The sequence below is a fragment of the Pelagibius sp. Alg239-R121 genome (genome assembly GCF_947331435.1).
Classification (GTDB): Bacteria; Pseudomonadota; Alphaproteobacteria; order Kiloniellales; family Kiloniellaceae; genus Denitrobaculum.
In genome coordinates, this window is record NZ_CAMZOF010000002.1 from 465,204 (window position 1) to 489,469 (window position 24,266).

A 24,266-nucleotide genomic window follows, 5' to 3' on the forward strand; every position below is an offset into this window, starting at 1 on the left:
TCCATTCTTTCCGGTATTCCAGAGGACACTACAGCCGCCAAGTGGCCTCAACCAAGAGCCATTTCTACTGAAAGGGAGGGGCCAATTTGCTTTGCTTTTGTGGTCAGGCTTTTTTCAGGAAGTGTCGTAAAACGTTCTCCAGCAACTTGGAAATATTGTTGTCGAAATCGTTGTGGGGCAGGCTGCCGCAAAAGGTGATGGATCCGGTCGAGAAAACCGCGCCACCGTTGAGTCCTTCGAAGTAGGTCATATCGGCACGCAGCAGATGTTCGACCGGCTCGCCGGGCCAGTTGGTAATGTGAGTCAGCTGTTCTTCAGGTACCAGAACAAAGGCGGCGCTGTGGCCTTCCGAGCTGGCCAGAACTTCGATGTTCTCCGGAGATCCAAGGCGGACATCCGCCCGATCAAGTTCAAAGCCAGCCGCACCGCCACCGGACAGGCCGAAATCGCCAAGGATGTCATCGTCGATCCCCGCAAAGACCCAATCGGCGCTGGGCGGTTCGTTTTTTCTGTTGCGCCTGTAGTAAGACCCCTCGAACTGGCCCTGTGCGGAAAACCCGACACCTGCCAGCTTTTGAGGCGGGCGGCCGCTACGTCGCCAGAGCCCGCCGTAGGCGCCGTCGAAGGCGTTAAAATACTCCCCCGGTTCAGCGGCCCAGGCGCGGATACCCCCTTCCGCGCGGCGGATCTCGATCGCGCCCGGCTCACTTTCATGCAGCGCGACACGCCAATAAAAACCATTGCCACCGAGGTACAGCAGCTTCCCGCCCTGATCGCGATAAGCGGTCAAAGCATCCAGGGTTTCGCTGGTGTGATACTCCGGATGGCTTCCAGTCGTGACAGCCGCATAACCAGCGATGGCCGCAACGCCTTCATCATGAAGTTCCTGGTCGGTTACGATGTCGTAGTCGTAACCCTTTGCCTCCAGCCAGGCGATCAGGTGACTGTCGGCCTGAAAATGCCGCAGACCCGAGCTCTCGCCGTAGCCATAGGTGACGTAACCGGGCCGAAGGTTCATCAGGGGGCGGCGATGGGAGGCATGACAAATCCCGCTGCCGTCCCTGTGATCGTTGTAGGTCGATAGGCCATATTTTGTGTGTTCGGCGGGATTCCAGGGATAGGCATTCCAAGTGGCAAAGCGTTCCTTCCAGCTTTCCGTGAAATCCGGGCGTGCGTGATTGCCATAGACCGAATAGGTAAAGGTTGAAACCAGGACACAGAGGTCCGCCTGCCGCCGGCCCTTCGGCGGGCACACGAAAAAGGGAATGGCGTCCTCATGGTCGCCGCAGGTCAGGCGCGCGGCGTAGACGCCGGGCTTCAGGCTTTCAGGGATCGTGAAGCTGAAATCCGTTTCCCAGCCAAAATCGTAAATGTCATCATCATGGAAGTGAATCGCCCCATACTCGGCTGGCGCGTGACGCCAACAGATTTCACGGGACGTCCAGTTCGAACCGGTCATGGCACGGGCAGGCAGGTTGACGAGTTCACCCTGGAGTGCCGACGGCCCGATATCTTCGATCCCGGTACTCGCGATGCGTAGAGAGAAATCCCATTGCGCCAGGATGTCTTCGCTTGGCAACACGCTCAAATCAGCAGACTTGAGTTCTTCAAACGTCAGCGCGCGGCGATAAAGTGCAGGCCCCTCTATCTTGCCGTTGAAACAGGCGGTGATTCTATCGCCGCGGCCGCCTCCTCCCGACGCCGCAATTAGGATGTCACTGGCGGATTGCGCAGGCGTAAATCCTGAAACTTGCAGAGCACTTCGCTCCCCGGCGCGTGCAGATGCCTCCAGAGGCGAAACCCCAACCTCCAGAGTTTGCTTGCCGCTATCGAAGCACGCCCAGATGCGAACCCAAGCCCGGTTCTTGACCGCTTGGCCGTTAGATACCGTAACGCAGCGCCCTTCCAGATCGGTGATGCGGGCTGACGGCCGGCCGGCCTCATCAAGCAACAACACCAGTCCGCCCGAGCCATCAGGTGCGTTCCAAGATAAAATCGCCTGTTCACGACCTGCATCGGGCAGAGTCGGCCAGATGTTGGCACTGGCCGTAAAGCTGTCCAAGTGGACCACACTGTCCGGCACCTTCACCCGTGCATAAGAGCCGGGATAAAAGGCCTGGCTGCGGGACGGATAGGCGCCCTCGAACTCAGCCGAGATCTCCACCTCTCTGATTCCGGGACCAGCGGGATTTGGATCTGCCGAGATAATCCGAACGAGGCGGGCAGAATAGGCTTTGGGACTTTGTGAAGAGACTTTGAATTCAATCTTGTCACCCGGCCTGCCGGAGAGGCGGTCGGTATAACCGATAAGGGGGATCATATGGTTTTCTCAATATGGGGAAACAACGGTGGCTTCGGTTTCTGGACGCACAGCATAAACGAGTTCGGCCAGTGCGGTCACCCACCCGGGAAGGACGCCATTTCCAACCCGTCGTTCGGAACGGAAGTCGGTCCTCTTTCCCACGCCCAGGCTGTCCCGGGTTAGGAACCCGGCCCAGGCATTATTCAATGCAAGCGTCTGAGCTTTGGATCAAGCCCCAGCCGAAGATCGGGTCCTTGCCTGGCGCTCCGAGGTCGACTGCCGCGTTGCGCAGCTGACGGCGAATCCCACTGGGATCAAGGCTCTGGTGCTTGCCGATCATGCCCGCCGCAATGGCGGTGACGAACGGGGCCGCGAAGGAGGTTCCGTAATGAAATTTTCCATCGGAGTTGTCGCTCGCCGCCCAGATCTTCACACCAGGCGCGGCAAGCGAAAGGTAATCGCCGCGGTTTGCATGGCGGTAGGGGCGCCGGTTGCTGTCAACCGCCGTAACCGCGACAACCGTCTCATAACCTGCCGGATAGGCGGTTGGCGCAGCCGGGCCACCGTTGCCGGCGGCAGCTACCACCAGGATACCCGCTTCTTCCAGGCGCTTGATCGAAGCCGCCAATGCGAGGTTTGGCGGTCCGGCCAAACTCATATTGATGATCGAGACACCCTGGGACGCAAGCCAATCGAGGCTGTCCAGCAGGGACACGACACTGGCGGCTGAACTGCCGTCCTCCTCTTGGTGGAAGGCATTGGCCGCAAAGAGTTCCGCCGTCGGTAACAGTCCCCGTACACCTTCAGGGTCGGTCGAAACCATCAGGGCGGCGATCGCGGTCCCATGCCCGTCCGCGGCGTCAATCTGGTCGGGTCCCGTAAAGCTGCGTGCTTGTATCGTGCTGTTTTGCAAGGCCCGGTGTGTCCTGTTGACCGCTGTATCCACCAGACCGATTCTCATCTTGGCACCGCAACTGCCGCCTGAGTTGCGCCAACCGATCATTGCCCGTCCGAGACATAGGTCCGGACCACAAGCGTCGGGGACCGCAGCTGTTTTCGAACTACCGTCCGCGACGCGGTAGAGATGGTTGAGTTCGTAGACACCCGGTACGTTCTCAGCCAACAAACGCCGCGCAGCTATCGCATCGGTTTGCGGCGGCAGACCCAGCCGCGTCACGACGAGCCGGAAATTGCTGAAGATGGATTGAGATCTTACGACGAAGCCTAAATCCGCTGCCCGCCGCAATGACTGCGCATCGGAATTTACTGCCAGTACTTCGTTGGGCTCGAAAGAGTAACCCGCGCCATCAGTTTCACTGGATGAACCACCGTCCTGACGGTCATCGTCATCTTTCTCGTCACCTTCCTCATCGTCGTCGTCGTCGTCGTCGTCATCATCGTCGTCGTCATCATCGTCATCGTCGTCATCATCGTCATCATCGTCATCATCGTCATCATCATCGTCATCATCGTCGTCGTCGTCCGCAGCTAATGCAGCCGACACAAACGTGCTTTCGTCGCCGGTTAAAAACGGCAAAACGCGAGCTGCCACGATCAACGAGAACGCGAGCGCTGATACAATGAGAATGCGAATAATTTGTGTAAACAACGCGGTCATAGAGGTCTAAATCACTTCAATCTATGGAACTTTGCATGTGTCTCGATAAGGATTGATTTAACATATCCATAGCTACAACGGTTTAAGGGTCAAAAACTTCCAAAAATAACTGAATTTTCCGGGTTATTTTTGCCCAGATTAAAAGAAAATGAAAAAAATTGCTTTTAGGGGGAAGGAATGCGCCGATAACCCGTTGTCTGTATATCACGAGTGGATTGGTTGACCTGTGACGCAAGAGACCAAGCAAGAAATGGTAGCGATGCTGCCACGTTTACGCCGCTTTGCCTATGCTCTCACAGGATCCACCGATCTTGGCGACGATCTGGTCCAGGCGGCTTGCGAGCGTGCACTTAGCCGGCTGAACCAATGGCAACAAGGGACCCGGCTGGACAGCTGGATGTTTAGGATTATGCAGACAATCTGGATCGATCAGATGCGGGCGAAGAAGGTCCGGGGTCACAGCTATGACCTGGATGCGGCGAACGACATCGCCGGCGACGATGGTGAGCGCGCCATGGAAGCCCGCCTGACCTTAAAACGGGTCCGGGCCGCCGTTGGCGAACTGCCCGAGGACCAAAGGCTGGTTCTGACTTTGATATCGATCGACGGCCGATCGTATAAGGAAGCGGCCGAATTCCTCAATGTCCCCATAGGTACGATCACCAGCCGGTTGGCGCGTGCGCGGCGGCGGCTGTACGAAGTCGCATACGAAACAACGGCGAAAATCAGTTCGGCCCCGGCCATGGAATCGAACAATGGTTGATCTCAACGACGACGTTCTGATCGCATACTCGGATGGTCAGTTGGATGAAAAGACTGCGGCCGAGGTAGAGTCCGCATTGGAGAAGGATCCGGCGGCCCGGGAAATCATCGAACAATTTCGAACGGCGGCCCAGTTGGCGTCCGAGGCTTTCGCGGCACCGTTTGAACAGGATGTGCCTGAGCGTTTGCTGAAAGTTTTTGAGGAGCCCGCTGCGGAAACACCCGGATCAGAGGCGCGCATCACGGGAGATTCTAATGTCGCAGATCTGTCACAGCAGCGCACGGCGCGGCAGGCGAAAAAGCCTGGCTTTCCCACCGCTTCCAACGGTAGTAGCGTTTTTAGGCGCCATGCCCTCCCTCTTGCTGCGTCAGTCGCACTGATCGTTGGTATCGGCGGCGGCCTCGGGCTTTCAAACTTCACTTCACCCTCCGCACCCTCCGTCGTCGCCGCCGGAACCATCCCGGAACAATCTCTGTTGCATGCCGCGCTCGAACGCACGCCCAGCCTGGAGGCGCTCGAGGAGGTTTCCGAGGACGGTTTGACGAGCAATCGGATCGAGCCTCAACAGACCTTCATCGACACCAACCAACGCTATTGCCGCGAATATCGTATCATCGGCAAGACGACCTTTGGAGTGCAGGACTTGATGGGCGTGGCATGCCGGACCGACAGCGGTTCCTGGACACAGCAGATAGCGGTCTCCCAGCAGGTTTCAACGAGCACCAATTATCAGCCGGCCGGCGAGGACCACGACGTACTCGGACTGTTCGTGAACAGAATTATGAAGGATGCACCGCTTGATGGCGCTGCTGAAAGCCGCCTCCTGCAGTCGGATTGGCAGTGAAGGAGAGCCGCCCCCGGGCCAGCGCAGGCGGAAACCCTCAACAGAGAGCCCTCCACGACCACGTTCGCACTGGCCGTCTTCACGTTTTCGGGCTGTGTGTTCTCTTATCGGGCACATTTTCCCTGACGGCGGCGAACGGCGCTGAAGCGACCAACGCTTATACAGCGCAATTGGAATCGGCAGCCGGTCTCGCCACAAAACAGTTGCTGCGAGCTCAAGAAAAAGACGGCTTATTCACCTACGATTTCGATTTTCTGCTCGGCAAAGGTACGGGCAAAAACAACATCGTTCGACAGGCTGGCGCGGCCTACGCTTTGGGTGAAGCCTTTTCACAGCAGCGCAAGAGTGAGTTGCGGCTGCCGCTTCAAAAGGCGGTCGCGGCACTGGCCGGCAAGTCCATCCAGGTTGGAAAGGGTGCGCTGGTTTCCTTCAACGGCAAAAGGACCGGCATCAAGGCGGGGGCCTCCGCCCTCGCCCTGCTCTCAGAACTCTATTACTATCGGTCCAGCGGTGACGGTCGGTTCGCGCAGGACCGCGAGCTTTGGCTGCGCGCGCTTCTCGCATTACATCGACCCGGTGCAGGTTTCCTGAAATCGCCCGATGCTCAGGAAGAATCCCACTACTACAACGGCGAGATCTGGTTGGCGCTCGCCTTCTACAAGCAGACCTTCGACGCGGAACATCTGGAACCGCTGCTCACCGAGATCGACCACGCCATGATGACGATCTACGGAACCACGCCGCACATCGGTTTCTTTCATTGGGGCGCCATGGCAGCGTCATTGCGGTTTCACGATACCGGTCGAGAAGAGCTTCGGCATTTCGCCCTGGATCAGTCGAGAATCTATCTGACTGAACTCAGGCCCAGACGGAGCCTCAATTCAAACACCTGCTATTCCCTTGAAGGCCTTATTCCGGCACTGGCCTTGAGTGTACCCGAGAGCTCTTTGGCCAGGTCTTTGGAAGAACGGATCGATTGGGAACTGCGCAAAAACCTGGCGCTTCAAATTCAACCGAATCAGAACCAGCTCGATTTAGGCGACGAAACCCATCTGCAATCGCCCAATCTCAAAGGTTATAGCGGCGCCTTCATCGCCGGGCGTAAGAAGCCCTTCACTCGCATCGATTATACGCAGCACTGTCTGTCTGCGGTTTTGAAATACAAGAGATGGCAGGAGACTAGACCATGAGTCCTCGCCGAAAGTTAGCTGCGCCCAATCGATTCTGACGGTTTTCTTCCTTGGACAGTCGTCCCATGAGGTGACAAAGCCAGGTCCGTTAGTCTCTGCCACCGGCAGCGTTCTCGTCATGATCTGCGGAGTCTTCCTGCTCCCAGGTCCGGTGCTCATACACCGGCTCGTCGCGCTGCGTCTCAAGTACCCGGCGGGCCAGTTCCGCATCGTCGATCCAGCGAAACAGCCTTTTTTCCCGCAGCCCCAGATGGCGGCGCAGGATGAACGAGGCGAGCCAGCCGGCGTGGGCAACCGCCCGGCTTTGTTCGAGCGCGCGCAGGTCCGCCTTCTTTCCTTCGCTCAGACCATCGGGCGAAAGCGAAAGGATGTAGCGTTCGCCGACCGGGACCATGTCCCGGGCAAGTGACCGCAGGTGCTGGAATTGTTGCGTACTGTTTTCAGACAACCGGCCGAATCTACGCTGACGCGAAATCATGTGACGGATTGCAGTGTAAAAAACCACTACGCCGATCAGCAGCAGGACCGTCGAGCTCCAGGAGAGCTCGATTTTAAACAGTGGTCCCAGCCCAGCGAAGATCTGCACCTTCAGCGGCAGCAGGCCGAGGCGCAGCAGCGACTGCCAACTGGCCAGATTGAGCGACAGGACGAAATCTTCGGCGTTGCAGGGGGCAAGATTGACCGGCCGCTCGAAGGCGCTGGCAATGTTGGCAACATCATTCCAGGCATTGTAGAAACCGATTCGGGCACGCTCGTAGCGGTTCAAAACTCCGGTCAGCTCGCCTTCCAACCGACGCAATTCGCGCGCGGCATCGCCCCATTGTTCGGACACCCGGCCCCTCAAAGGGCCTTTGCTTTGTGGGCAGGTGAAGCCGCTGGCAACTTCGCGTTTGCGGATCGCCTGCGAAGTCGCCGCGAAGTCCGAAAGATAACTCCCGATCCTCGCCGCCTCCAGGCTCAGAATTTCGTTGGTCGCGCTGCGCACGCCCGGATCCCGCACGGTCGACTGATAATAAAACAGCGGGAAGGAACAGAGCACCAGCACGCCGACGGCACGGGCGAGCGATAGCAAATAAAGCGGTGGCCGATAGGACATGTGGCGTGCGGCCAGGCGCCGGACGATACTCAATGCCACGATCAGCAGGACCACGACCGGCACCCAAATCACCGCCGTCTCGTCGAACCGCTCGACAAAGAGCGCCAGAATGGCAACGGTGCCAATCGCGGTGAGGATGGTTTCCAGAACGCCGTCGAGAAAAAAACGAATGTTCATTTCGGCCTGCACTCAAACCCGCTCACGGCACAGAGCGCAGCATCGGCAACCGCCGTCAGATTGGCCCCGTAAAGATTGCGGCGCCCCAGGCTGCCGCCACCTCGACCGGAACCGAGACGCGCAACGAAGGAGTAGCGCTTCGCACCCCGCACGACACTGCCGGTCAGCCAGACGACCTTAGTCTGACCATTCTCCAGATCGTGCGTGCCGGTTTTTCGAAGCGAAAAATCGAGTGCCATACGACCCGGCTTGAAGACGGTCGCTCTGGCCGTGCCCTTCTTACCGAGAACCGGCGCTTCCAGGGTTCGCCTGAGAAACAGGCGGGCAGAGTCGGAATCACAGATCTCCCGCACCACGGCACGAACCTGCCGCTGTAATGCGGTCGTTGCGGAAGCGTCATCCACGGCCAAGAGGCTCGCAGGCATCCAGCCTCCGGGCTTGCCCTGAACGCATTCTGCAACCGCATCCATCAACGCGAGCAGCTGTGCCGGTGAGGCATGCACTTGACCAAAGGAGACCGCGTAGGCGGGGTTGATATCGTCGGGAGTAGAAAAACCGAGGCGATCGATCAAGCCGGCAAGATCGGCCTGATCGCTGCGGCGCAGGCGCCAGTTGAAAGCCAGGTTATGGCTAATCGCCATGGCCTCCTGCACAGCGAGATAGCGGTCCTGCGCCCGGTCGCAGTCACTCACACCCAGGTCTTTGCCGGCCTTCAAGGGCTTGCCGTCTTTGGCAAAGGCCACTTCGGGACACCAGCGTTCGCGCAGGTTTGCCCGGTCGCTCAGATGAAGCAGGCCAATAATCTTGGCGGTCGAAGCAAGCGGAAAGGGATCCTGTGCGGAGTCGAAACCGCCGCCCGACCAGGCGGGTGCCGCACCATGAAATCTTCCCGCCTGCGTGCCGTAGGACAAGAGGCACTGCAATCCGGTTTCATCTCGCACAGCGATTAAGAGTTCGGCACCACCGACGTCGTGCCAGGGTTCGGCAAATTTAAAGCGCGCAAGTGCACCGCGCTTTTGCGCCCGCCGGACGCTCAGGTCGCAAGCTTTCTGCCGCTTACCCGACAGATTGAACAGGAGTTGAGTGTCATTGCCGTGCCCCGAAAGGAGGGCCTCGAAGCTGGCATCGGACAGCACGGCCGCCGTCCCCGCCCCAGCGATGCGCACCGGAGAATTTCGACGCGCGGCGCCTACCTCCGGCGCGCCCAGATTGCTCAAGCGGCGCATTACCAGCGGCGCATCGTATCCGGATTTACGCAGGCAGTGGCGGGCGCGCTTGCGCAGATTGTCCCAGCGGGCTTGATCGCCGAAACGAAATGGACGGCGTACTGCGGCAACCAGGATCGCAGCTTCCTCTGGAAAGAGCGACGCGGGAGCCTGACCGAAGAGCGTGCGGGACGCAAAACCGAGGCCGGAATGGCGTCCCGGCACCCGATCGAGAAAGTCATGGTTCGCGACCATCAGCTCCAGAGCCTCGCGGGTGGTCAATCTTGGCGCCAGCGCAACGGCATCGAGTATCTGTCTGAGCTTTGCGGACCAGTTGCCGGCCGCCGATGATCGCATCGTCCGGGCGGCCTGCATGTAGACGCCTGACGCACCGCGCAGTTGCCCGGTCAGCAGAGTTTGCGCCACGGAAGAAAGGATCGCGACCGGATCGACGCCAGCCTGCGCGAAATAGCTGTTGGCGCGCTCATCTTCACAGGCCCAGTACATCCTGGCGAAACTCCTGGGAACCGCCTCATGCACAATGCCCCTCTGTCCGAAGTAACGCCGGGGCATGACACCGAGCTCGCGCCCGGTAGCATCTTCGAGGCGCGGGACAATGCGCTTCCTGGTCTCAGCCAGCAAATCGTCAGCGTAACCCTGAAGTCCAAGGTTCGAAAGGCTGTGCAGGGCAAGCGGCGCGATGAAGACGAGAACGGCGAGCAGGGACAAGCGGCCGAACCAGCCGGTCCAGCGTATGTCGCCAACCGCCGACACCAGGGTGGATTCGACGCTGGAGACGATCCGCAGGAGATACGCCGACCCTCTGTTCAATCCCTTGCGCCCTCCATCATCGGTCCGGCCGAGGAACCAGCCCATGGTCCAATGTCTGATCCAATCCGAAGGGTCACATTTAAGGAGACTCTAGAGAATCGCAAATCCCAATGCCGTGTTGACGACATCCTTAATGATCTTCAGTGCCGCGTTCACGATCTTCTCGACCACGATCATGATCTGATTTGTGACCAGGGCAATCGCAGCGACCACGTTGTTGCGGACCATCTTCATCAGCATCTTGGCCGTCGGCTTGTTGATCTCGCCGTCGGCAAAAGCCTTTCCGATTTCCTTGATTCGCTTGGCGACGGCCTTGAACTCGATCTTTACGATCGTGCGGATCTCATCCCAACCGGATCCGGCAACATCTTTTGCCGCCGAGAGCATCGGCGGAAAGATTGCAGACACGTTCAACGCTTGTAGATTCACCGACATCACTGATCTCCCCGGGTTTTCTTAAGAACTTCATTCTTGATGGCGATCCGCGCCGACTGATCCAGAAGCGGTCCGGCAATATCGACGATGACCTTGGGGAGGGAGCCGTTGGTCTTATGCAGTTCCATCACAACACCATGATTATCCTGAACGACTTTCAAGATGACGACGGTGCAGTTTCCCATGCTGACCTCATCCGCGCCCTCCCCATAGCTGCGGATGATTTCGGTCACGCTGGTATATTTACCCAGCGGAAGTTCCTGTGCGTCGATGAAACCGGCACTGCGCTCGACGACACTTTTAATGCCGCGCCCGAGGTAGTCGGCAGTCACGCACTTGCCAGTCGAATCAATGGCTTCCGCACGTTCAACGAAGGTCTGGAGTTCCGCCGAGGTGCGCGCATAGAAGGCCTGAACGTCGGCATTGCCGTATTTACCTTCGTCGCTGCCTGATAGCGCCGCCATCCGGGCCATAAAGGCGGCCATTTCGCCCTGATAGTCGGACAGGCCCTGATCGAGAACAACATCGTAATCCTCGACGAACTTGACCGTTCCGCAGCCCGACAGCGCGAGCACTACGAGCACAGAGGCCAATCTTCCCATCACGCTCCGCATCGCCTTCCCCTCCCCAGTAAAACCCTAAACCTCGCCAACGGCAGCATCCCATTGCAAAACGAATCGGCACTATCATCCGACGCGTACCGCCTCTAATTAGCTTACCTATAAAGTGCAGAGAATACTACGGCGGCAACGGATCACAGCCGCGGTCTGGTTTCGCTCAGGATCTGACGTCGAACCGCCTCGATATAGAGCGGATCGATGCGCTGATCGTGCGTCAGCATGACCATATCGTCCCGTTGGATCGTCGCCGGCGATCCCGCCATCACGATGATTCGCTGTCCAAGTTGGATCGCCTCCCGGCTGTCATGGGTGACGAAGAGCACCGTCATCGGTCTCGATTTCCAGGCCCGCGTCAATAGCCGCCGCAACTCGGACGCCTTGCTCTCGTCCAGGGACACGAAAGGCTCGTCCATCAGCAGAAGGTCCGGCTCGATCACCAAAGCGCGGGCCAGGGCGACCCGGCGGCTCATACCAAGGGAAAGATCCTTTGGATAAGCGTCGTAACAGTCCCCCAAGCCCATCTCGGCGAGCAGGTCCCGCTCCACCCCCGTGCCGAGCTGATCGGGCCGCATGACCAGCGTGAGATTTTCACCCACGGTCCGCCAGGGAAGGAGCGCGGGGTTTTGAAAGACATAGCCGATCCGCGGTTCGCTCCGACCGTTGGTCTGCCTGACTGAGATCCGGCCATCAAAAGTCCCATCCAGCCCGGCAACCAGATTTAACAACGTCGTTTTGCCGCAACCCGAAGGTCCCAGGATGCAGACGAATTCCCCGAAGCCGACCTCCAGCTTGATATCCTTCAGCACCGTCGCCTTTTGATCGGACTCCGCATCCTTGAGTTTGGGCAGCCCTATCGCCGCGGAGAGTTTGACTTTGGGTTTGGAATCATACCCCTTACGCGCGATCTCAATCGACAGCCAGGTCATGGGCGCCACCTGTTGGCATGGCGTTCCCAGGGCTTGAACAGAAAGATCTCGATCATCTGGATCACAATCACGAAGGCGATCGTATAGGCAAGGATCGACGGAACGTCGAAGAGCTGAAAGAACAAATGAAGTTGAAATCCCACGCCATTGCTGCGCCCAAGCAGTTCGACCACAAGGACGATCTTCCACACCAGAGCCAGACCCGAACGTGCCGACGCCGCGAAAAAGGGCGAAAGCTGAGGCAAGATGACATGCCGCAGCGTTTTCCATGTGCCGAAACGGTAACTGCGCGCCAGGTCCATATATTGCCGGTCGAGCGCGCGCGCGCCTTCGCGCATTGTCGCCGCGACGTTCGGAATCTTATTGATTGAAACCGCCAACACAGCCGCAGCTTCCGTCAGACCGAACCAAATATAACAAAGGATGATGACCACCAGCGCCGGGATATTCAAAAAGAGAATCAGCCAGGAGTCGAAGAAGCGGTCCATGCGGCCGCTGCGCCCCATCACGAGGCCAATACTCGCGCCGATGATCATCGAGAGAACGAATGCCACTAAGGTGCGCGCTAGTGTGACGGCCAGATGATAGGGCAGTTCGCGGCTCTGAACAGCCTCGACGAAGGCTTCCAGCACCGCGATGGGCATCGGCAGGGCCGGACTATCGCTCCAGAGCGCCGCGAGTTGCCAGAGCAATAGGAAAAGACCCAGCGACAGGACAAAATAAGCCGCACTCGCCAGTCGGGCGATCATTTCGCTTCAGGCGTATCCGGGGTCATGCTGTCCGGCTTCGAAGTCTCGGGCGTCCAAAAGGTATTTGGATCAAACGTTACGTTTCGGCCAACCAGTTTCTCGCCGCCGACAGTAGCCAGAATGCCAAACAGGAGCTCCGCGTCCTTGCGGTCTCTGTCCTGATCTTCGCCGCCCTCTTCTGCGCCAGCGAACGGCATCGCCATACCCTGGCGAAAGCCCGACTTCAAGGCCTCGAACTCTGCGTCGCTCTTGGCACGCATCGCCGGACGCAGTCGTTTCCATTCGCTGTCGGATTTTTCGAGCAGGACATTGGTCGCGCTGACGGCGCCGAAAAATGCTTCTACCGCACCCGGCCGTTCATTCAGAAGCCGCTCTCGAAATACATATCCGATCAGCGCCGTTGGCTGTGTAACGCCCAGGTCCTTCACCAGATCGCTCACATCGAATAGCCGAGTGGCACCGCCTGCCTCCAGGCGCGCGGCATAAGGCCAGAAGGTGAGAACCGCATCAAGACGGCCGGTGCGCAGCTGTTCATTCAGCAAAGGCGGCGCAGCGAAGATGGCCTCGGCACTGTCGGCAATGTCGAAACCGTGAAACTTCCGGGTCCAGGCTCTCAACAACAGCCAGTTCTTATCGACCGGCCCGCCTGCGATTCCGATCTTCTTGTTCTTGAGCCCTGTGACATCCGTGACAGCGCTGTCAGGTCCTAGAACAAGTGCCCCCAGCGCATTGGAATAGGGAACGAAAACAAAATCCTCGCCGCCCGCCCGTTGCCGGTTCACCCAGATCCAGTCGGACACGATCATGTCTGCGTTCCCAGCCTGCAAAGCAACGCTGGTGGCGTTTTTCGACGCCAGTGCGACAACTTCCAGATCCAGGCTTTGAGCCGAGTCAAAGGCGTTGAACTTGAGGCTGTCGAGCTGCCAATTCACCGTTCCAAACTTCAGAACGCCGACTTTCAACGCTGTCGATTCGGCGATGGCGTCGCTTGACGCCGCAGACGCACAGAGAAGCAACAGAGTTGGTAGTGCATTGCGGAAGAATCTCGTAACCATGGTCCTAACTCCTTACGGCTTTAACAGCCGATTGCGCGCCAGCCATGAGATCCCGTGCGCCCAGGATTCGTCCGTGTTTCCTCGAATATCAGCGCTCGCACTCCTGATCAATTTGCCGCTTTCCACATCGTGAAAGTAAACATTGATGTTCAGGATGAGATTGCTGACTTTCTGGACCACACCGGTCACCGCGACCTGCGCCTCTGCCTGCGCCGCAATTTTGCTCTCACAGCCGTTGCAGCTGTGCAGATAACCGGCCTCCTCGATCTGTACCTGCAAATGAGAGATATCGGCGATCTCGTAACGGCCCGACTCGGACAGCTTTTCCCTCAGCAAGTCGCTGATCAGAACCAGGCGCTTGGTCTCGTTGTCATTGATTCCCTTCACCGATCCTTCAAGGCTGGTGTCGATAAGCTCGAAATTGAACACAGCAGCCCGCGGAGTGCCTGGATCGGCGATCGACAAATCTGCAAAGCCGAACATCAGCGCAAGAAAAAGCGTTCCCACCGACACGGTCCGTGATCGGAAAAACGAAGTTGGAGCGAATGAAACGCGCATCTGTCCTCACACAAGCTGCTTTTCAGAAGAACCAGCTTTAGAAAAAGGTGACGACCACAAAGCACTGGAACTGACGACCTCTTGCAATTCTCCGTAGCCGACGGCTGGGAACAATTGGCAAATAGTACTAGGCTGAAGCGAGCAAACGCTATTTAGAGACTTGTCTTCAGGTGATATTTTATCGCTTGGTCCTACTAACTTTGGAGCGTACCGGCACCGCAATGACCCTGACCACGATGCTCGCATGGATCGCCAATCAATTTGGCGGAAGGACTGCAATTCACTGCCGCACCGTTGACGGACGGATCGGTGCCGCTGAGCAGAGGCGGAGCTGTCTGACGCCTTTTCGACTCTTAGCCGCCTGTCTCCTGAGTCTGAGCTTCTCGACTCCATCCGGGCAGGTAAGTGCCGCGGACGTGCAGAAAATTCCGATCGCCTATTTGGTTCAGGTTGTCGAGCGGCCCCCGAAGCTCTCCAACCTCGACCTGCCGCCGGACAATGAAGGTCTCGCAGGCGGGCAGCTTTCGATCAAGGACAACAACACGACCGGACGCTTCATGGGACAGGAGTTCTCACTGAAGCACGTCGAAGTCCCGACCGATGGCGATTCCCTGGCGGCCTTCGACAGTTTGCTGGCGGAAGGTATCCAGCATTTCGTCTTGAACGTACCGGCCGACGCCTTGCTGCAGATGGCCGACCGCGCCAAGGGGAAAGACGTCTTGCTGTTTAACGCCGGTGCCATGGACGACCGGCTGCGGAGCGCCGACTGCCGGGCCAACGTTCTTCACATTGTTCCGAGCCGTGCCATGCTGGCCGATGCCCTGGCGCAGTTTCTGGCCTGGAAGCGCTGGCGAAACTGGTTTCTGGTGGTTGGGCGCCGGGATGGTGATGTCCTCTTCGGCGAAGCTTTAAAACGCGCCGCCAAACGTTTCGGCGGCAAGATCGTCGAGGAAAAGCGCTGGGATTACGGGCCGGATGCACGCCGTACGGCGCAGGCAGAAGTTCCTGCCTTTACCCAGGATGCCGAATACGATGTTCTGGTTGTGGCTGATGAAATCGGCGAGTTCGGCGAGTATCTGGCCTATCGGACCTGGGACCCGCAGGTAATTGTCGGCACTCAGGGACTAACGCCGACCACCTGGCACCGAACCCACGAACAATGGGGTGCCGCGCAGTTGCAAAGTCGCTTTTTAAAGGCAAACGGCCGTTTCATGCTGCCGCTCGATTACCACGTCTGGGCAGCAATCCGCACCATCGGCGAGGGAGCCACGCGCAGCCAATCGGCCGCATTTGCCGATGTGGAAGGCTACATTCGCAGTGCAGACTTTGAACTGGGTGGCTTTAAGGGGCAGAAGCTCACCTTTCGCAAATGGAACGGCCAGCTGAGGCAGCCGATCCTGCTGACGGCGGCGCGGGCGTTGGTCTCAACGTCACCCCAGCAGGGTTTTCTACATGAACGCTCGCTGCTCGATACCATGGGCCTCGATGAACCGGAGTCTAAATGCCGATTCGAATAACCGGACGACAATCGCCGCTTAGCGAATAGGCGGGGCCGGGTCGGAACTTCAGGAGGAAGACGAACGTATGAGAAAGACGATCAAGTTTCTGACGGCTGCCGCCTTTGCGGGGTCTTTTGGCGTCGTGACGGCCGCACCTGCTTATACGGTCTACGTATCCAATGAAAAGGACAACACGGTCAGCATCATCGACAGCACAAGCCTGGAGGTGACCGATACAATCGACGTCGGCCAGAGACCACGAGGCATCCTGCTCACCAAAGACGGAAAGCACCTGCTGATCTGCGCAAGTGACGACGACACAGTTCAGGTCTTCGACGTCAAGACCAAGCAGTTGGTTAAGGAACTGCCGTCAGGCCCCGACCCGGAACTTTTTGTCCTGCACCCGAGCGGCAACCCGCTCTACATCGCGAACGAAGATGACAATCTGGTCACGGTGGTCGATATCGCGGCCGATAAGGTTCTTGCGGAGATTCCCGTCGGCGTGGAGCCGGAAGGCATGGGGATCAGCCCCGATGGCAAGGTCTTGGTCAATACTTCCGAGACGACCAATATGGCGCATTTCATCGATACCGAAACCAACGAGATCTTCGATAACATTCTAGTGGATAGCCGGCCACGTTACGCCGAGTTCAACGATGCGGGCGACAAGCTGTGGGTCACCTCCGAAATCGGTGGAACAGTGGCGGTCATCGACGCTAAGACCCGGAAGATCATCACCAAAATCTCCTTCGATATACCCGGGGTGCAGCCGGAAGCCATTCAGCCGGTCGGCTTGCGCGTGACCAAGGACGGCAAACGCGCCTTCGTGGCGCTTGGCCCTTCCAACCGGGTCGCAGTGATCAATGGTGAAAGCCACGAAGTCGAGAAATACCTGCTGGTCGGCCAGCGGGTCTGGCAGCTGGCCTTCACGCCAGACGAAAAACTGCTCTTTACCTCGAACGGCGTCAGTAACGATATCTCGGTGATCGATGTCGGAAAACTCCGGGTCGTGAAATCAATCGGCGTTGGACGCTTTCCCTGGGGCATTGCGATCTCCAATGAATAATGACCGTTTTCTGACTGCCGGCCGGAATTGGTCCAGGCGATGAGCTCCCCTGGTCCGGATACCGCGGGATCAAATCCGCCGCGCGCGCTGGAGATCTCCGGTCTTACGCACGCTTTCGGGCAGAACAAAGCGCTGGACGACGTGAATTTTACGATCGACCCTTCGCGGTTCTGCGTTCTGTTGGGTCTAAACGGCGCCGGCAAGACCACGCTCTTTTCTCTCGTGACACGCCTGTACAGCAACACTTCCGGTGCGATCAGGGTTTACGGTCATGATGTGCGGCGGTCGCCCGGTGCGGCGCTGCAACGTCTGGGCGTTGTGTTCCAGCAAAGAACGCTGGATCTCGATCTGACGGTGATGCAGAACCTGCTGTATCATGCGGCCCTGCACGGCTTTACGCCACGCGAAGCGCGGGCGCGGGCCGAGAGCCAGTTGGAACGGGTCAAACTCCTGGACCGGGCCAAGGACAAGGCGAGGCGCCTGTCCGGCGGTCAGATGCGCAGGGTCGAAATCGCGCGCGCCCTGCTCCATGACCCACAACTGCTGTTACTCGACGAGCCGACTGTGGGCCTCGACATCGACTCCCGGCGCGATATCCTGGAGCGCACCGTGGCCCTCTGCCAGGACGACCAGCTCGCTGTGCTCTGGGCCACGCATTTGATCGACGAAGTCACGCCGGAAAGCCAGATTGTCATGCTGCACCACGGCAAGGTTGTGGCGGACGGCAGTCATGATGCGGTTCTGTCGGGCAGCGCAACGGAAAATATCAGCGCGGCCTTCGCGAAACTGACGCAGGATAAAGCCGTGGGGAGCGCTGCTGCATGACCTCTGCACCCGTGCCCAACCGCTCGGAAGTGTCCGGTTTGAGCCTGTCCGGCTATCTCAACTGTATGCGCGGGATCGTCTGGCGCGAGGCCTTGCGGTTCCTCCAACAGCGCGAACGCTTTGTCGCGGCGCTGGTGCGGCCGCTGGTCTGGCTGTTTATCTTCGCGGCCGGGTTTCGGTCGGTGCTCGGCGTCTCGATCATTCCGCCCTACGAGACCTATGTACTCTACGAAGTCTACGTGACACCCGGGCTGGTCGGGATGATCCAGCTCTTCAACGGTATGCAATCGTCGCTCTCCATGGTGTACGACCGGGAGATGGGCAATATGCGCACGCTGCTCATCAGCCCCTATCCACGCTGGTTCCTGTTGACTTCAAAGTTGATGGCCGGCGTCGCCGTGTCGTTGCTGCAAGTCGCAGTGTTTCTCGCAATCACCTGGTTCTGGGAGGTTGAACCGCCGCTGTTTGGCTACCTCGCGGTCATTCCTGCGTTAATCCTGTCTGGTCTGATGCTGGGGGCGCTGGGCATGCTGCTGTCATCCGGCATCAAGCAGTTGGAGAACTTCGCGGGTATCATGAACTTCGTGATCTTCCCGATGTTCTTCGCCTCTTCGGCCCTCTACCCGCTGTGGCGGATGAAGGAGACCAGTCCGCTGCTCTATGAGATCTGCCAGTACAATCCCTTCACCTATATCGTCGAATTGATCCGCTTTGCACTCTATGGACAACTCAATCTGCAGGCGCTCGCGATCGTCGCAGGCTTCACCGTCGTTTTTCTCGGCGGCGCAATTTTCGCCTACAACCCTTCGAAGGGGCTCATCGCCCGGCGCGGAGGCCCCGGTGGAAATGCTCCCGGCCCGAAAGGAGGCTGACGGCATGACCGCAGCAAAGAGACCTTTGAAAATAAACTCCCGAGGAATGTTGCTTGGGCCTGTAACTGCGGCGGCGGTCGCTGTTACAGCATCCATCGCGGGCAGCACGGCCTTCGCGGCTGACCCGGACAACCCCTATTGGCCCTGCATCCAGCGCAAGGTACCGCATATCTCCGCAGGAATGATGTGGGGCGGACCACTGGTCGACGAGTCCGACCGCAGCTGGCGCAAGGATGCCGAGATGGCAAACCTCGTGGAAACGCTTTCGTCCCGAAGATTGCCGATCGAAGAAGCCGAACAGCGGATCGACAACTATGCCGAGGGTCTGACGGAAGACAGGCAAACCAAGCTCACACTGCTCTTTACCGGACTTCTCAGCCGCACCAATTCGGAACGCTCGGAAATCATGGCGGGGATCGAAAAGTTTGCACGCCGTCAGATCGCCCTTTCCGAAAAAATCAAGAAGGCGGCTGCGAGTTCAAACGAGCTGCAGAGCAAAACCGGCGCCACTCAGGCCGATCTCAATCGTGCAGAGGAACTGGATCAACAGCTGTTGTGGGATACGCGGGTCTTCGATGAACGGGAACAGTCCCTGACTTACGTCTGCGAAGTTCCGGTCCTGTTGGAGCAGCGTCTGTTCGCGCTGGCGCGACAGCTGGCAACGCACCTGGAATAAAACAATCCCGTAATAACGACAAGAGATCTACAAGGAGGATAGAACCATGAAGTTTGCAACTTTTGTCTCTCTGGCGGCTTTCGCCGCATCCGGCCTGGGTGGCGCATCAGGCGCCAATGCCACGGATGTGATGAAATCTGCGGTGATCGATCACCCAGCCGAAGAGGTATGGGCCCTGATCGGCGAATACGGTCACCTCGACAAATGGCATCCGGCCGTGGTCAAGCTGGAACTCAGCGGTGATGGCGGCAACGGCTTGTTCCGGACGCTGACCCTGCCCGACGGCGCCGTGCTTAAAGAGAAACTGCAGAGCTACTCGCTGGACGACATGTCCTACAGCTACAGCATCGTCGAAGGCCCGTTGCCGGTGCAGAACTACGTCTCCAAAATAACGGTGCGCCCCGGCGACACGGCTGGTCAATCGGTTATCGAATGGTCCTCGAGCTTTGAGCCCGCGGGTGTCGAGGAAGCCGAAGCGCAGAAGATCATCGGCGGCATCTACACTGCCGGATTCGATGGGATCAACGACAAGCTTAAATAGTCGATTTGATGAAGACCGGCTGCGCGGCGAACTGCTGTGCAGCCGTTTTCTGTTGCGGCCCTACTCGGCCATCGGCACCGGTTCGGATGGTTCAACGTCACCGCCGAAGCCCGTCCAGCCGTCCGTGCCATCGGGATACCAGTAGACCTTGGCGTAACCGTAGGATAACGCGCGCTTGGCGGCGTTCCAGGACATCCAGCAGTCTGACAGGCAATAGATCAGGATAGGCGCAGCCTTATCGTCCTTGGTAAGCTGAGCCAGGCTATCCTGGAAATAGCTTTCGGCTTCAGGATTGAGCGCACCGAAACCAACGTTGGGCAGCCAGACACTGCCGGGAATATTGCTGCGCGGCCGAGGACGCCAGACGGTACCTTTGGGCAGTTTCTTGGGTTTCGGCGGACGAGGCAGGACGTCGATGAAGATGATGCCCCCTGCCTCATGCAGATCCATCACTTCCTCGGTAGAGACGACTTCCGCCCCCGTCAAACGATCGGGAACCGGTGCGCGAAATCCCTCCATGCGATAGCCGGCAAGCTCTTCGACGGCCTGAGCATGTGCACCGTTTTCAAGGCTCCACAATCCTAGCGCCAGAGCCGAAGCGATTGTTATTCGCCGGACCAGGGCGAAAGTGAACTCAGGTGCTATTGTCACTGCTCGATCAACTGGTCTTTCTCATCCAGAAGCGGCACCCCGAAGTCGAACAGAATCTTGTCGATCTCCGCCTGATTGTCCTTGATGAAATCGTTGAGCTGATGCTTCCAGTCCGGTTCGAGAGGGCGCAGCCCCATTGTGATGCGGTAGCTCATGCGCGGTCCCTTGGTCTCCTTGACCAATGGCACGATGGTAATCGGTGTGTCGCTTTGCTTGGCGTAATACCCACCGATCGGCCCCCACAACAGGCCGGCATCGAGTTTGCCCGTGGCAATTTCCGATATGATGTCTTCTGCCGGCGAAGAGTACCTGCGATCGACCACAAGCTGATAGGGCTTGGCGTTCTTGAGCAATCCGTTCAACGCCATCACCGTCGCGGGCGGGGTACCGGCGATAACGCCGATCTTCTTGTCCGCGAGCCTTGGATCGTCGAGGTTCACGATTCCTTTCAGATCAGAGTCTTTGCGATGCAGCAGGACGTAGGCGGAACGGAAATAGTGGTTGGTGTTCTGCACAAGCTCGTGCCCCTGGGCATAGCCTATGATCACGTCGCACTTGCGCAGACGTAGCGTCCGGCGGACGAATCCGGTTGCCTGCGGGAACCAGGTATAGGTGACGGGAAGGCCCAGCTTTTCACCGAGCAGATCGGCGAGCTTGTTCTCGTACCCCGTTTCTTCCCTGCTCGAGAAGGGCATATTGGCCGGGTCGGCACAGACACGCAATGCGGTACGGTCGACCAGATCGGATGTTTGCGCCGAAACCTGCGCGGGTGCCACAAAGACAGCAACGGCGGCCGTCAAAAAACAACAGCCGGGAAGGCTCAATTTTTTTGCAGACCGGATCCTCACGAAACCGGTGCCTCGGACAGCTCTAGTCGGCAAGACACTCGTTTTCCTCCTCGCGTGTCGCATCCGACTTCGCTTCCTTTTTTCTGGGCCGCCCTCTGTCAAGCGCGCCATCGGACCTTGCCTTCAGATAAACGTAGATATCGTCGAGATAGCAAATGACATTCCGGTTAACGCCGAAAGACGGCATCTTGCTGTTATCAGAGGCGCCGACTTTTTCGCGGCCGTTGATAACGACCTCAAGAAAGCCTTCGTAATCCATGGTGTTCAGGGATTCTGCCAATCCCGGCGCAAAGGAACTTCCCAACGCATCCGGTCCGTGGCAGACGTGACATTCAGAATGGTAACGCCTGAAGCCACTGTAGGTGAACCAATCCACTGTGCCGTCTTCGCCGATTTTGTAAGTTGGATTGTCATCCGCATCGAAATACTTTCCGTCTTCGGAACTGGCAATCTCGTTGGACTGTACAGCTACACCCGGCAACAGGAGTGCCAGAGCAAAAGCAAACATCAACGGCAGGCGAAATTTCATCTCGTTTCCTCGTGGGCAGGACAGGTTATCAAAACCTCGATCATCCGTACCGGTCTTCATTCGGCACATATTCCTGATCTGAAAAAAAATGCCCGGTACTACGATGGAGACAACGTAATACCGGGCAACAGGGATTAGCTAGAAATCAGTCGACAGCAAACACGGTCAACTGCCCGCCCAGTGCGGTGTAGTTGCTGAGAGCGGCATAACCACCCACTGCACCCAGACCAGCATTCGGGTCGGTCAGACCAGCTGCAAGGCCAATTCCAGCCCAGCCGCCGACACCAGACAGGATCGCGATGTACTGCTTGCCGCCCTGCATATAGGTGGTGACATTGCCGATGATGCCCGAAGGAGTCTTGAACTTGTAAAGTTCATCACCCGTCTTGGAATCGACCGCCTTCAGATAACCTTCCAGCGTGCCGTAGAAGACGACATCGCCAGCCGTTGCAAGTGCGCCGGACCATACAGAGAACTTCTCTTTCTTGGACCAGACGATCTTGCCTTCGGTGGCGTCCCAGGCAATGAAGTTGCCCATATGGTCGCCATCAGGACCCGGATACATGGAAAGCGTCGCACCGACATAAGGCTGCCCGGCAGTGTAGGAGACCCGGAAAGGCTCGTAGTCCATGCAGACATGATTGGTCGGCACGTAGTGCAGGCCGGACTTCGGCGAGAAGGCGGCAGGTTGCTGATCCTTGGAACCCAGAGCGGCAGGGCAGACACCAGTCGTGTTGACATCTTCACCGTTCTGATCCGTGGAATACTTGGCAACGACCTGCGGACGACCGGTTTTCAGATCGACGTGGGTCGCCCAATTGACCACCGGGTCGAACTTTTCGGCCACCAGCAACTGACCATTGTCACGATCGAGGGAGTAGCCGAAGCCGTTCCGGTCAAAGTGGACCAGCAGCTTGCGCATCTGGCCACCGACTTCCTGGTCGGACAGGATCATCTCGTTGACGCCGTCGAAATCCCATTCGTCATGCGGTGTCATCTGATAGACCCACTTTGCCATCCCGGTGTCGGGATTGCGGGCAAAGATCGCCATGGACCAACGGTTGTCGCCAGGGCGCTGGGCGGGATTCCAGGTGCTGGGATTGCCGGTGCCGTAGTAGACAAGGTCCAGCTCAGCATCATAGGCAAACCAGCCCCAGGTGGTTCCGCCACCGATTTTCCACTGATCGCCTTCCCAGGTGTTCGTACCGGAATCTTTACCGACCGGCTCACCCAGATGGGTCGTCTTTTCGGGATCCACCAGGATATCCGAGTCCGGACCCATGGAATAGGCCCGCCACACGCGCGAACCATCCTTGATGTTGTATGCGGTCATGCTGCCCCGGACGCCGAACTCGCCGCCGGAGATGCCGATCAACACTTTGTCCTTAACGACCATTGGTGCCGCAGTACCGGTCTCGCCCATTTTGGGGTCACCGTTGGCGACCTTCCACTCGACAGCACCCGTCTTGGCATTGAGTGCTACAACAGAAGTGTCCGCTTGGTGCAGGATGATCTTGCCGTCACCATAAGCAACACCGCGATTAACGGTGTCACAGCACATCACAGGGATCGTATCGGGATCCTGCTTGGGCTCGTACTTCCAGATGATCCGCCCGTCGTCGTTCAGGTCTAAGGCATAGACGATGTTCGGGAAAGGCGTATGCACGTACATGGTATCGCCGATCACCAACGGGCCACCTTCATGGCCACGCAGCACACCGGTTGAAAACGTCCAGGCGACGTTAAGATCGCCCACGTTGTCTTTGTTGATCTGGTCGAGCTCACTATAGCGTTGATTGGCGTAATTGCCGGTTGGCATTACCCAATCGTCTGCGTTCTTCTGCATATTCAAGAGCTCGTCACTGGCTGAAGCCGCCGCAGACGCGAGCAAGGCCGATGCCAAGACAACACCAGAATATTTGAGAGTCCTTTTCACTCCGGTTCCTCCCTAAATTTGTTGCCGACTTCTGTTTTCAGGGGTGAAAACAGTCTTCATTGCCACCGATTTTTTATCGGCAGCTATTGAATCTGCCGTACACGGTGTGTCGCTTTTTAGGTACCCGGCAGCTTGCGTCTTCGTCTTGCGACGAAAGCACTGCGAACCTGTTTCTTAAACACCGACGCTATGCAAAACCCAACGCGATAAACGGCAAGTCGACGGGCTGGGCTTTGCAGTAACGTCGGCTTATGTGCATCCTAGGAAAGGCCTTGTAAGCGGGCAATTGTACCTTCGCACAACACTTGAGCGGCTTCATGGAACACGGAAACGATTACAGGATTGCCAACGGCCCGATGCAAGATCGCAAAGGCCTTGCAGGATCAAGCGCAATGCTTATTGAGGAAGACATGCTCATCGGCGGATAAACGCCTTGCTCCCAAATTCAAGATCG

The 24,266-nt window shown here is 58.0% G+C and carries 23 protein-coding genes; 9 read left to right on the forward strand and 14 right to left on the reverse strand.

All coding sequences use genetic code 11. The features are described from left to right. Window positions 1-103: 103 nt before the first annotated feature. Window positions 104-2,320, reverse strand: a complete 2,217-nt coding sequence (locus QMZ18_RS09360) for a N,N-dimethylformamidase beta subunit family domain-containing protein (protein WP_282606015.1) — start codon at window positions 2,318-2,320, stop codon at window positions 104-106. 181 nt (window positions 2,321-2,501) lie between these two features. Then, window positions 2,502-3,806, reverse strand: a complete 1,305-nt coding sequence (locus tag QMZ18_RS09365) for a S8 family serine peptidase (RefSeq protein WP_282606016.1) — start codon at window positions 3,804-3,806, stop codon at window positions 2,502-2,504. 373 nt (window positions 3,807-4,179) lie between these two features. Here QMZ18_RS09365 and QMZ18_RS09370 point away from each other — a divergent pair, with 373 nt between their 5' ends. Genes QMZ18_RS09370 through QMZ18_RS09380 form a run of 3 tightly spaced genes read left to right on the forward strand, consistent with a single transcriptional unit; the run spans window position 4,180 to window position 6,717 of the window. Next, window positions 4,180-4,683: an RNA polymerase sigma factor gene (locus tag QMZ18_RS09370; protein WP_282606017.1), complete on the forward strand. Its 504-nt coding sequence runs from the start codon at window positions 4,180-4,182 to the stop codon at window positions 4,681-4,683. Continuing rightward, entirely contained in the window at window positions 4,676-5,527 is an 852-nt protein-coding gene (locus tag QMZ18_RS09375) for a hypothetical protein (RefSeq protein WP_282606018.1), read from the forward strand. Before QMZ18_RS09370 ends, QMZ18_RS09375 begins: the two co-directional genes overlap by 8 nt. Next, the gene (locus QMZ18_RS09380; protein ID WP_282606019.1) at window positions 5,524-6,717 is read left to right on the forward strand and encodes a hypothetical protein; all 1,194 of its coding nucleotides are present in this window, start codon (window positions 5,524-5,526) and stop codon (window positions 6,715-6,717) included. The genes QMZ18_RS09375 and QMZ18_RS09380 overlap by 4 nt, the downstream gene beginning before the upstream one ends. Before the next feature lie 88 nt (window positions 6,718-6,805). On the opposite strand, the gene QMZ18_RS09385 is transcribed toward QMZ18_RS09380, so the two are convergent. The 8 genes from QMZ18_RS09385 to QMZ18_RS09420 form a co-directional block, all read right to left on the reverse strand. After that, window positions 6,806-7,990: a hypothetical protein gene (locus QMZ18_RS09385; RefSeq protein ID WP_282606020.1), complete on the reverse strand. Its 1,185-nt coding sequence runs from the start codon at window positions 7,988-7,990 to the stop codon at window positions 6,806-6,808. Next, window positions 7,987-10,071: a transglycosylase domain-containing protein gene (locus tag QMZ18_RS09390; RefSeq protein WP_282606021.1), complete on the reverse strand. Its 2,085-nt coding sequence runs from the start codon at window positions 10,069-10,071 to the stop codon at window positions 7,987-7,989. Before QMZ18_RS09390 ends, QMZ18_RS09385 begins: the two co-directional genes overlap by 4 nt. Window positions 10,072-10,116: 45 nt before the next feature. Beyond that, complete coding sequence (locus tag QMZ18_RS09395) at window positions 10,117-10,461, reverse strand: hypothetical protein (protein WP_282606022.1); 345 nt, start codon at window positions 10,459-10,461, stop codon at window positions 10,117-10,119. Next, the gene (locus QMZ18_RS09400; protein WP_282606023.1) at window positions 10,461-11,075 is read right to left on the reverse strand and encodes a hypothetical protein; all 615 of its coding nucleotides are present in this window, start codon (window positions 11,073-11,075) and stop codon (window positions 10,461-10,463) included. Before QMZ18_RS09400 ends, QMZ18_RS09395 begins: the two co-directional genes overlap by 1 nt. Before the next feature lie 140 nt (window positions 11,076-11,215). Beyond that, complete coding sequence (locus QMZ18_RS09405) at window positions 11,216-12,007, reverse strand: ABC transporter ATP-binding protein (protein ID WP_282606024.1); 792 nt, start codon at window positions 12,005-12,007, stop codon at window positions 11,216-11,218. Further along, a complete protein-coding gene (locus QMZ18_RS09410; RefSeq protein WP_282606025.1) occupies window positions 12,004-12,756 on the reverse strand; it encodes an ABC transporter permease in 753 nt (250 codons plus the stop codon). The genes QMZ18_RS09405 and QMZ18_RS09410 overlap by 4 nt, the downstream gene beginning before the upstream one ends. Continuing rightward, the gene (locus QMZ18_RS09415; RefSeq protein ID WP_282606026.1) at window positions 12,753-13,811 is read right to left on the reverse strand and encodes an ABC transporter substrate-binding protein; all 1,059 of its coding nucleotides are present in this window, start codon (window positions 13,809-13,811) and stop codon (window positions 12,753-12,755) included. Before QMZ18_RS09415 ends, QMZ18_RS09410 begins: the two co-directional genes overlap by 4 nt. A 12-nt stretch (window positions 13,812-13,823) precedes the next feature. Further along, window positions 13,824-14,318 (reverse strand): DUF3280 domain-containing protein, encoded by a 495-nt coding sequence (locus QMZ18_RS09420; RefSeq protein WP_282606027.1) that lies wholly within the window; start codon window positions 14,316-14,318, stop codon window positions 13,824-13,826. Between the two features lie 236 nt (window positions 14,319-14,554). On the opposite strand from QMZ18_RS09420, the gene QMZ18_RS09425 reads away from it, so the two are divergent. The 6 genes from QMZ18_RS09425 to QMZ18_RS09450 all read left to right on the forward strand — a co-directional run bounded on the left by QMZ18_RS09425 (window position 14,555) and on the right by QMZ18_RS09450 (window position 19,848). Then, window positions 14,555-15,886, forward strand: a complete 1,332-nt coding sequence (locus QMZ18_RS09425; RefSeq protein WP_282606028.1) for an ABC transporter substrate-binding protein — start codon at window positions 14,555-14,557, stop codon at window positions 15,884-15,886. Between the two features lie 67 nt (window positions 15,887-15,953). Continuing rightward, window positions 15,954-16,934 carry a YVTN family beta-propeller repeat protein gene (locus QMZ18_RS09430; protein ID WP_282606029.1) on the forward strand — a complete coding sequence of 327 codons (981 nt, stop codon included), beginning with the start codon at window positions 15,954-15,956 and terminating at the stop codon, window positions 16,932-16,934. 39 nt (window positions 16,935-16,973) lie between these two features. Further along, a complete protein-coding gene (locus QMZ18_RS09435) occupies window positions 16,974-17,759 on the forward strand; it encodes an ABC transporter ATP-binding protein (protein ID WP_282606030.1) in 786 nt (261 codons plus the stop codon). After that, window positions 17,756-18,631 (forward strand): ABC transporter permease, encoded by an 876-nt coding sequence (locus QMZ18_RS09440; protein ID WP_282606031.1) that lies wholly within the window; start codon window positions 17,756-17,758, stop codon window positions 18,629-18,631. Before QMZ18_RS09435 ends, QMZ18_RS09440 begins: the two co-directional genes overlap by 4 nt. Before the next feature lie 4 nt (window positions 18,632-18,635). Next, the gene (locus QMZ18_RS09445; protein ID WP_282606032.1) at window positions 18,636-19,307 is read left to right on the forward strand and encodes a hypothetical protein; all 672 of its coding nucleotides are present in this window, start codon (window positions 18,636-18,638) and stop codon (window positions 19,305-19,307) included. Window positions 19,308-19,353: 46 nt separating this feature from the next. Beyond that, window positions 19,354-19,848 (forward strand): SRPBCC family protein, encoded by a 495-nt coding sequence (locus tag QMZ18_RS09450; RefSeq protein ID WP_282606033.1) that lies wholly within the window; start codon window positions 19,354-19,356, stop codon window positions 19,846-19,848. A gap of 60 nt (window positions 19,849-19,908) precedes the next feature. On the opposite strand, the gene QMZ18_RS09455 is transcribed toward QMZ18_RS09450, so the two are convergent. The 4 genes from QMZ18_RS09455 to xoxF5 form a co-directional block, all read right to left on the reverse strand. Then, a complete protein-coding gene (locus tag QMZ18_RS09455; protein WP_322097178.1) occupies window positions 19,909-20,499 on the reverse strand; it encodes a PQQ-dependent catabolism-associated CXXCW motif protein in 591 nt (196 codons plus the stop codon). Further along, entirely contained in the window at window positions 20,496-21,299 is an 804-nt protein-coding gene (locus QMZ18_RS09460) for a substrate-binding domain-containing protein (RefSeq protein ID WP_282606034.1), read from the reverse strand. Before QMZ18_RS09460 ends, QMZ18_RS09455 begins: the two co-directional genes overlap by 4 nt. A 70-nt stretch (window positions 21,300-21,369) precedes the next feature. Further along, on the reverse strand, window positions 21,370-21,876 hold the full coding sequence (locus tag QMZ18_RS09465) for a c-type cytochrome, methanol metabolism-related (protein WP_282606035.1): 507 nt from the start codon (window positions 21,874-21,876) through the stop codon (window positions 21,370-21,372). Between the two features lie 145 nt (window positions 21,877-22,021). Next, entirely contained in the window at window positions 22,022-23,812 is a 1,791-nt protein-coding gene (gene xoxF5, locus QMZ18_RS09470) for a lanthanide-dependent methanol dehydrogenase XoxF5 (protein ID WP_282606036.1), read from the reverse strand. Window positions 23,813-24,266 lie beyond the last annotated feature (454 nt).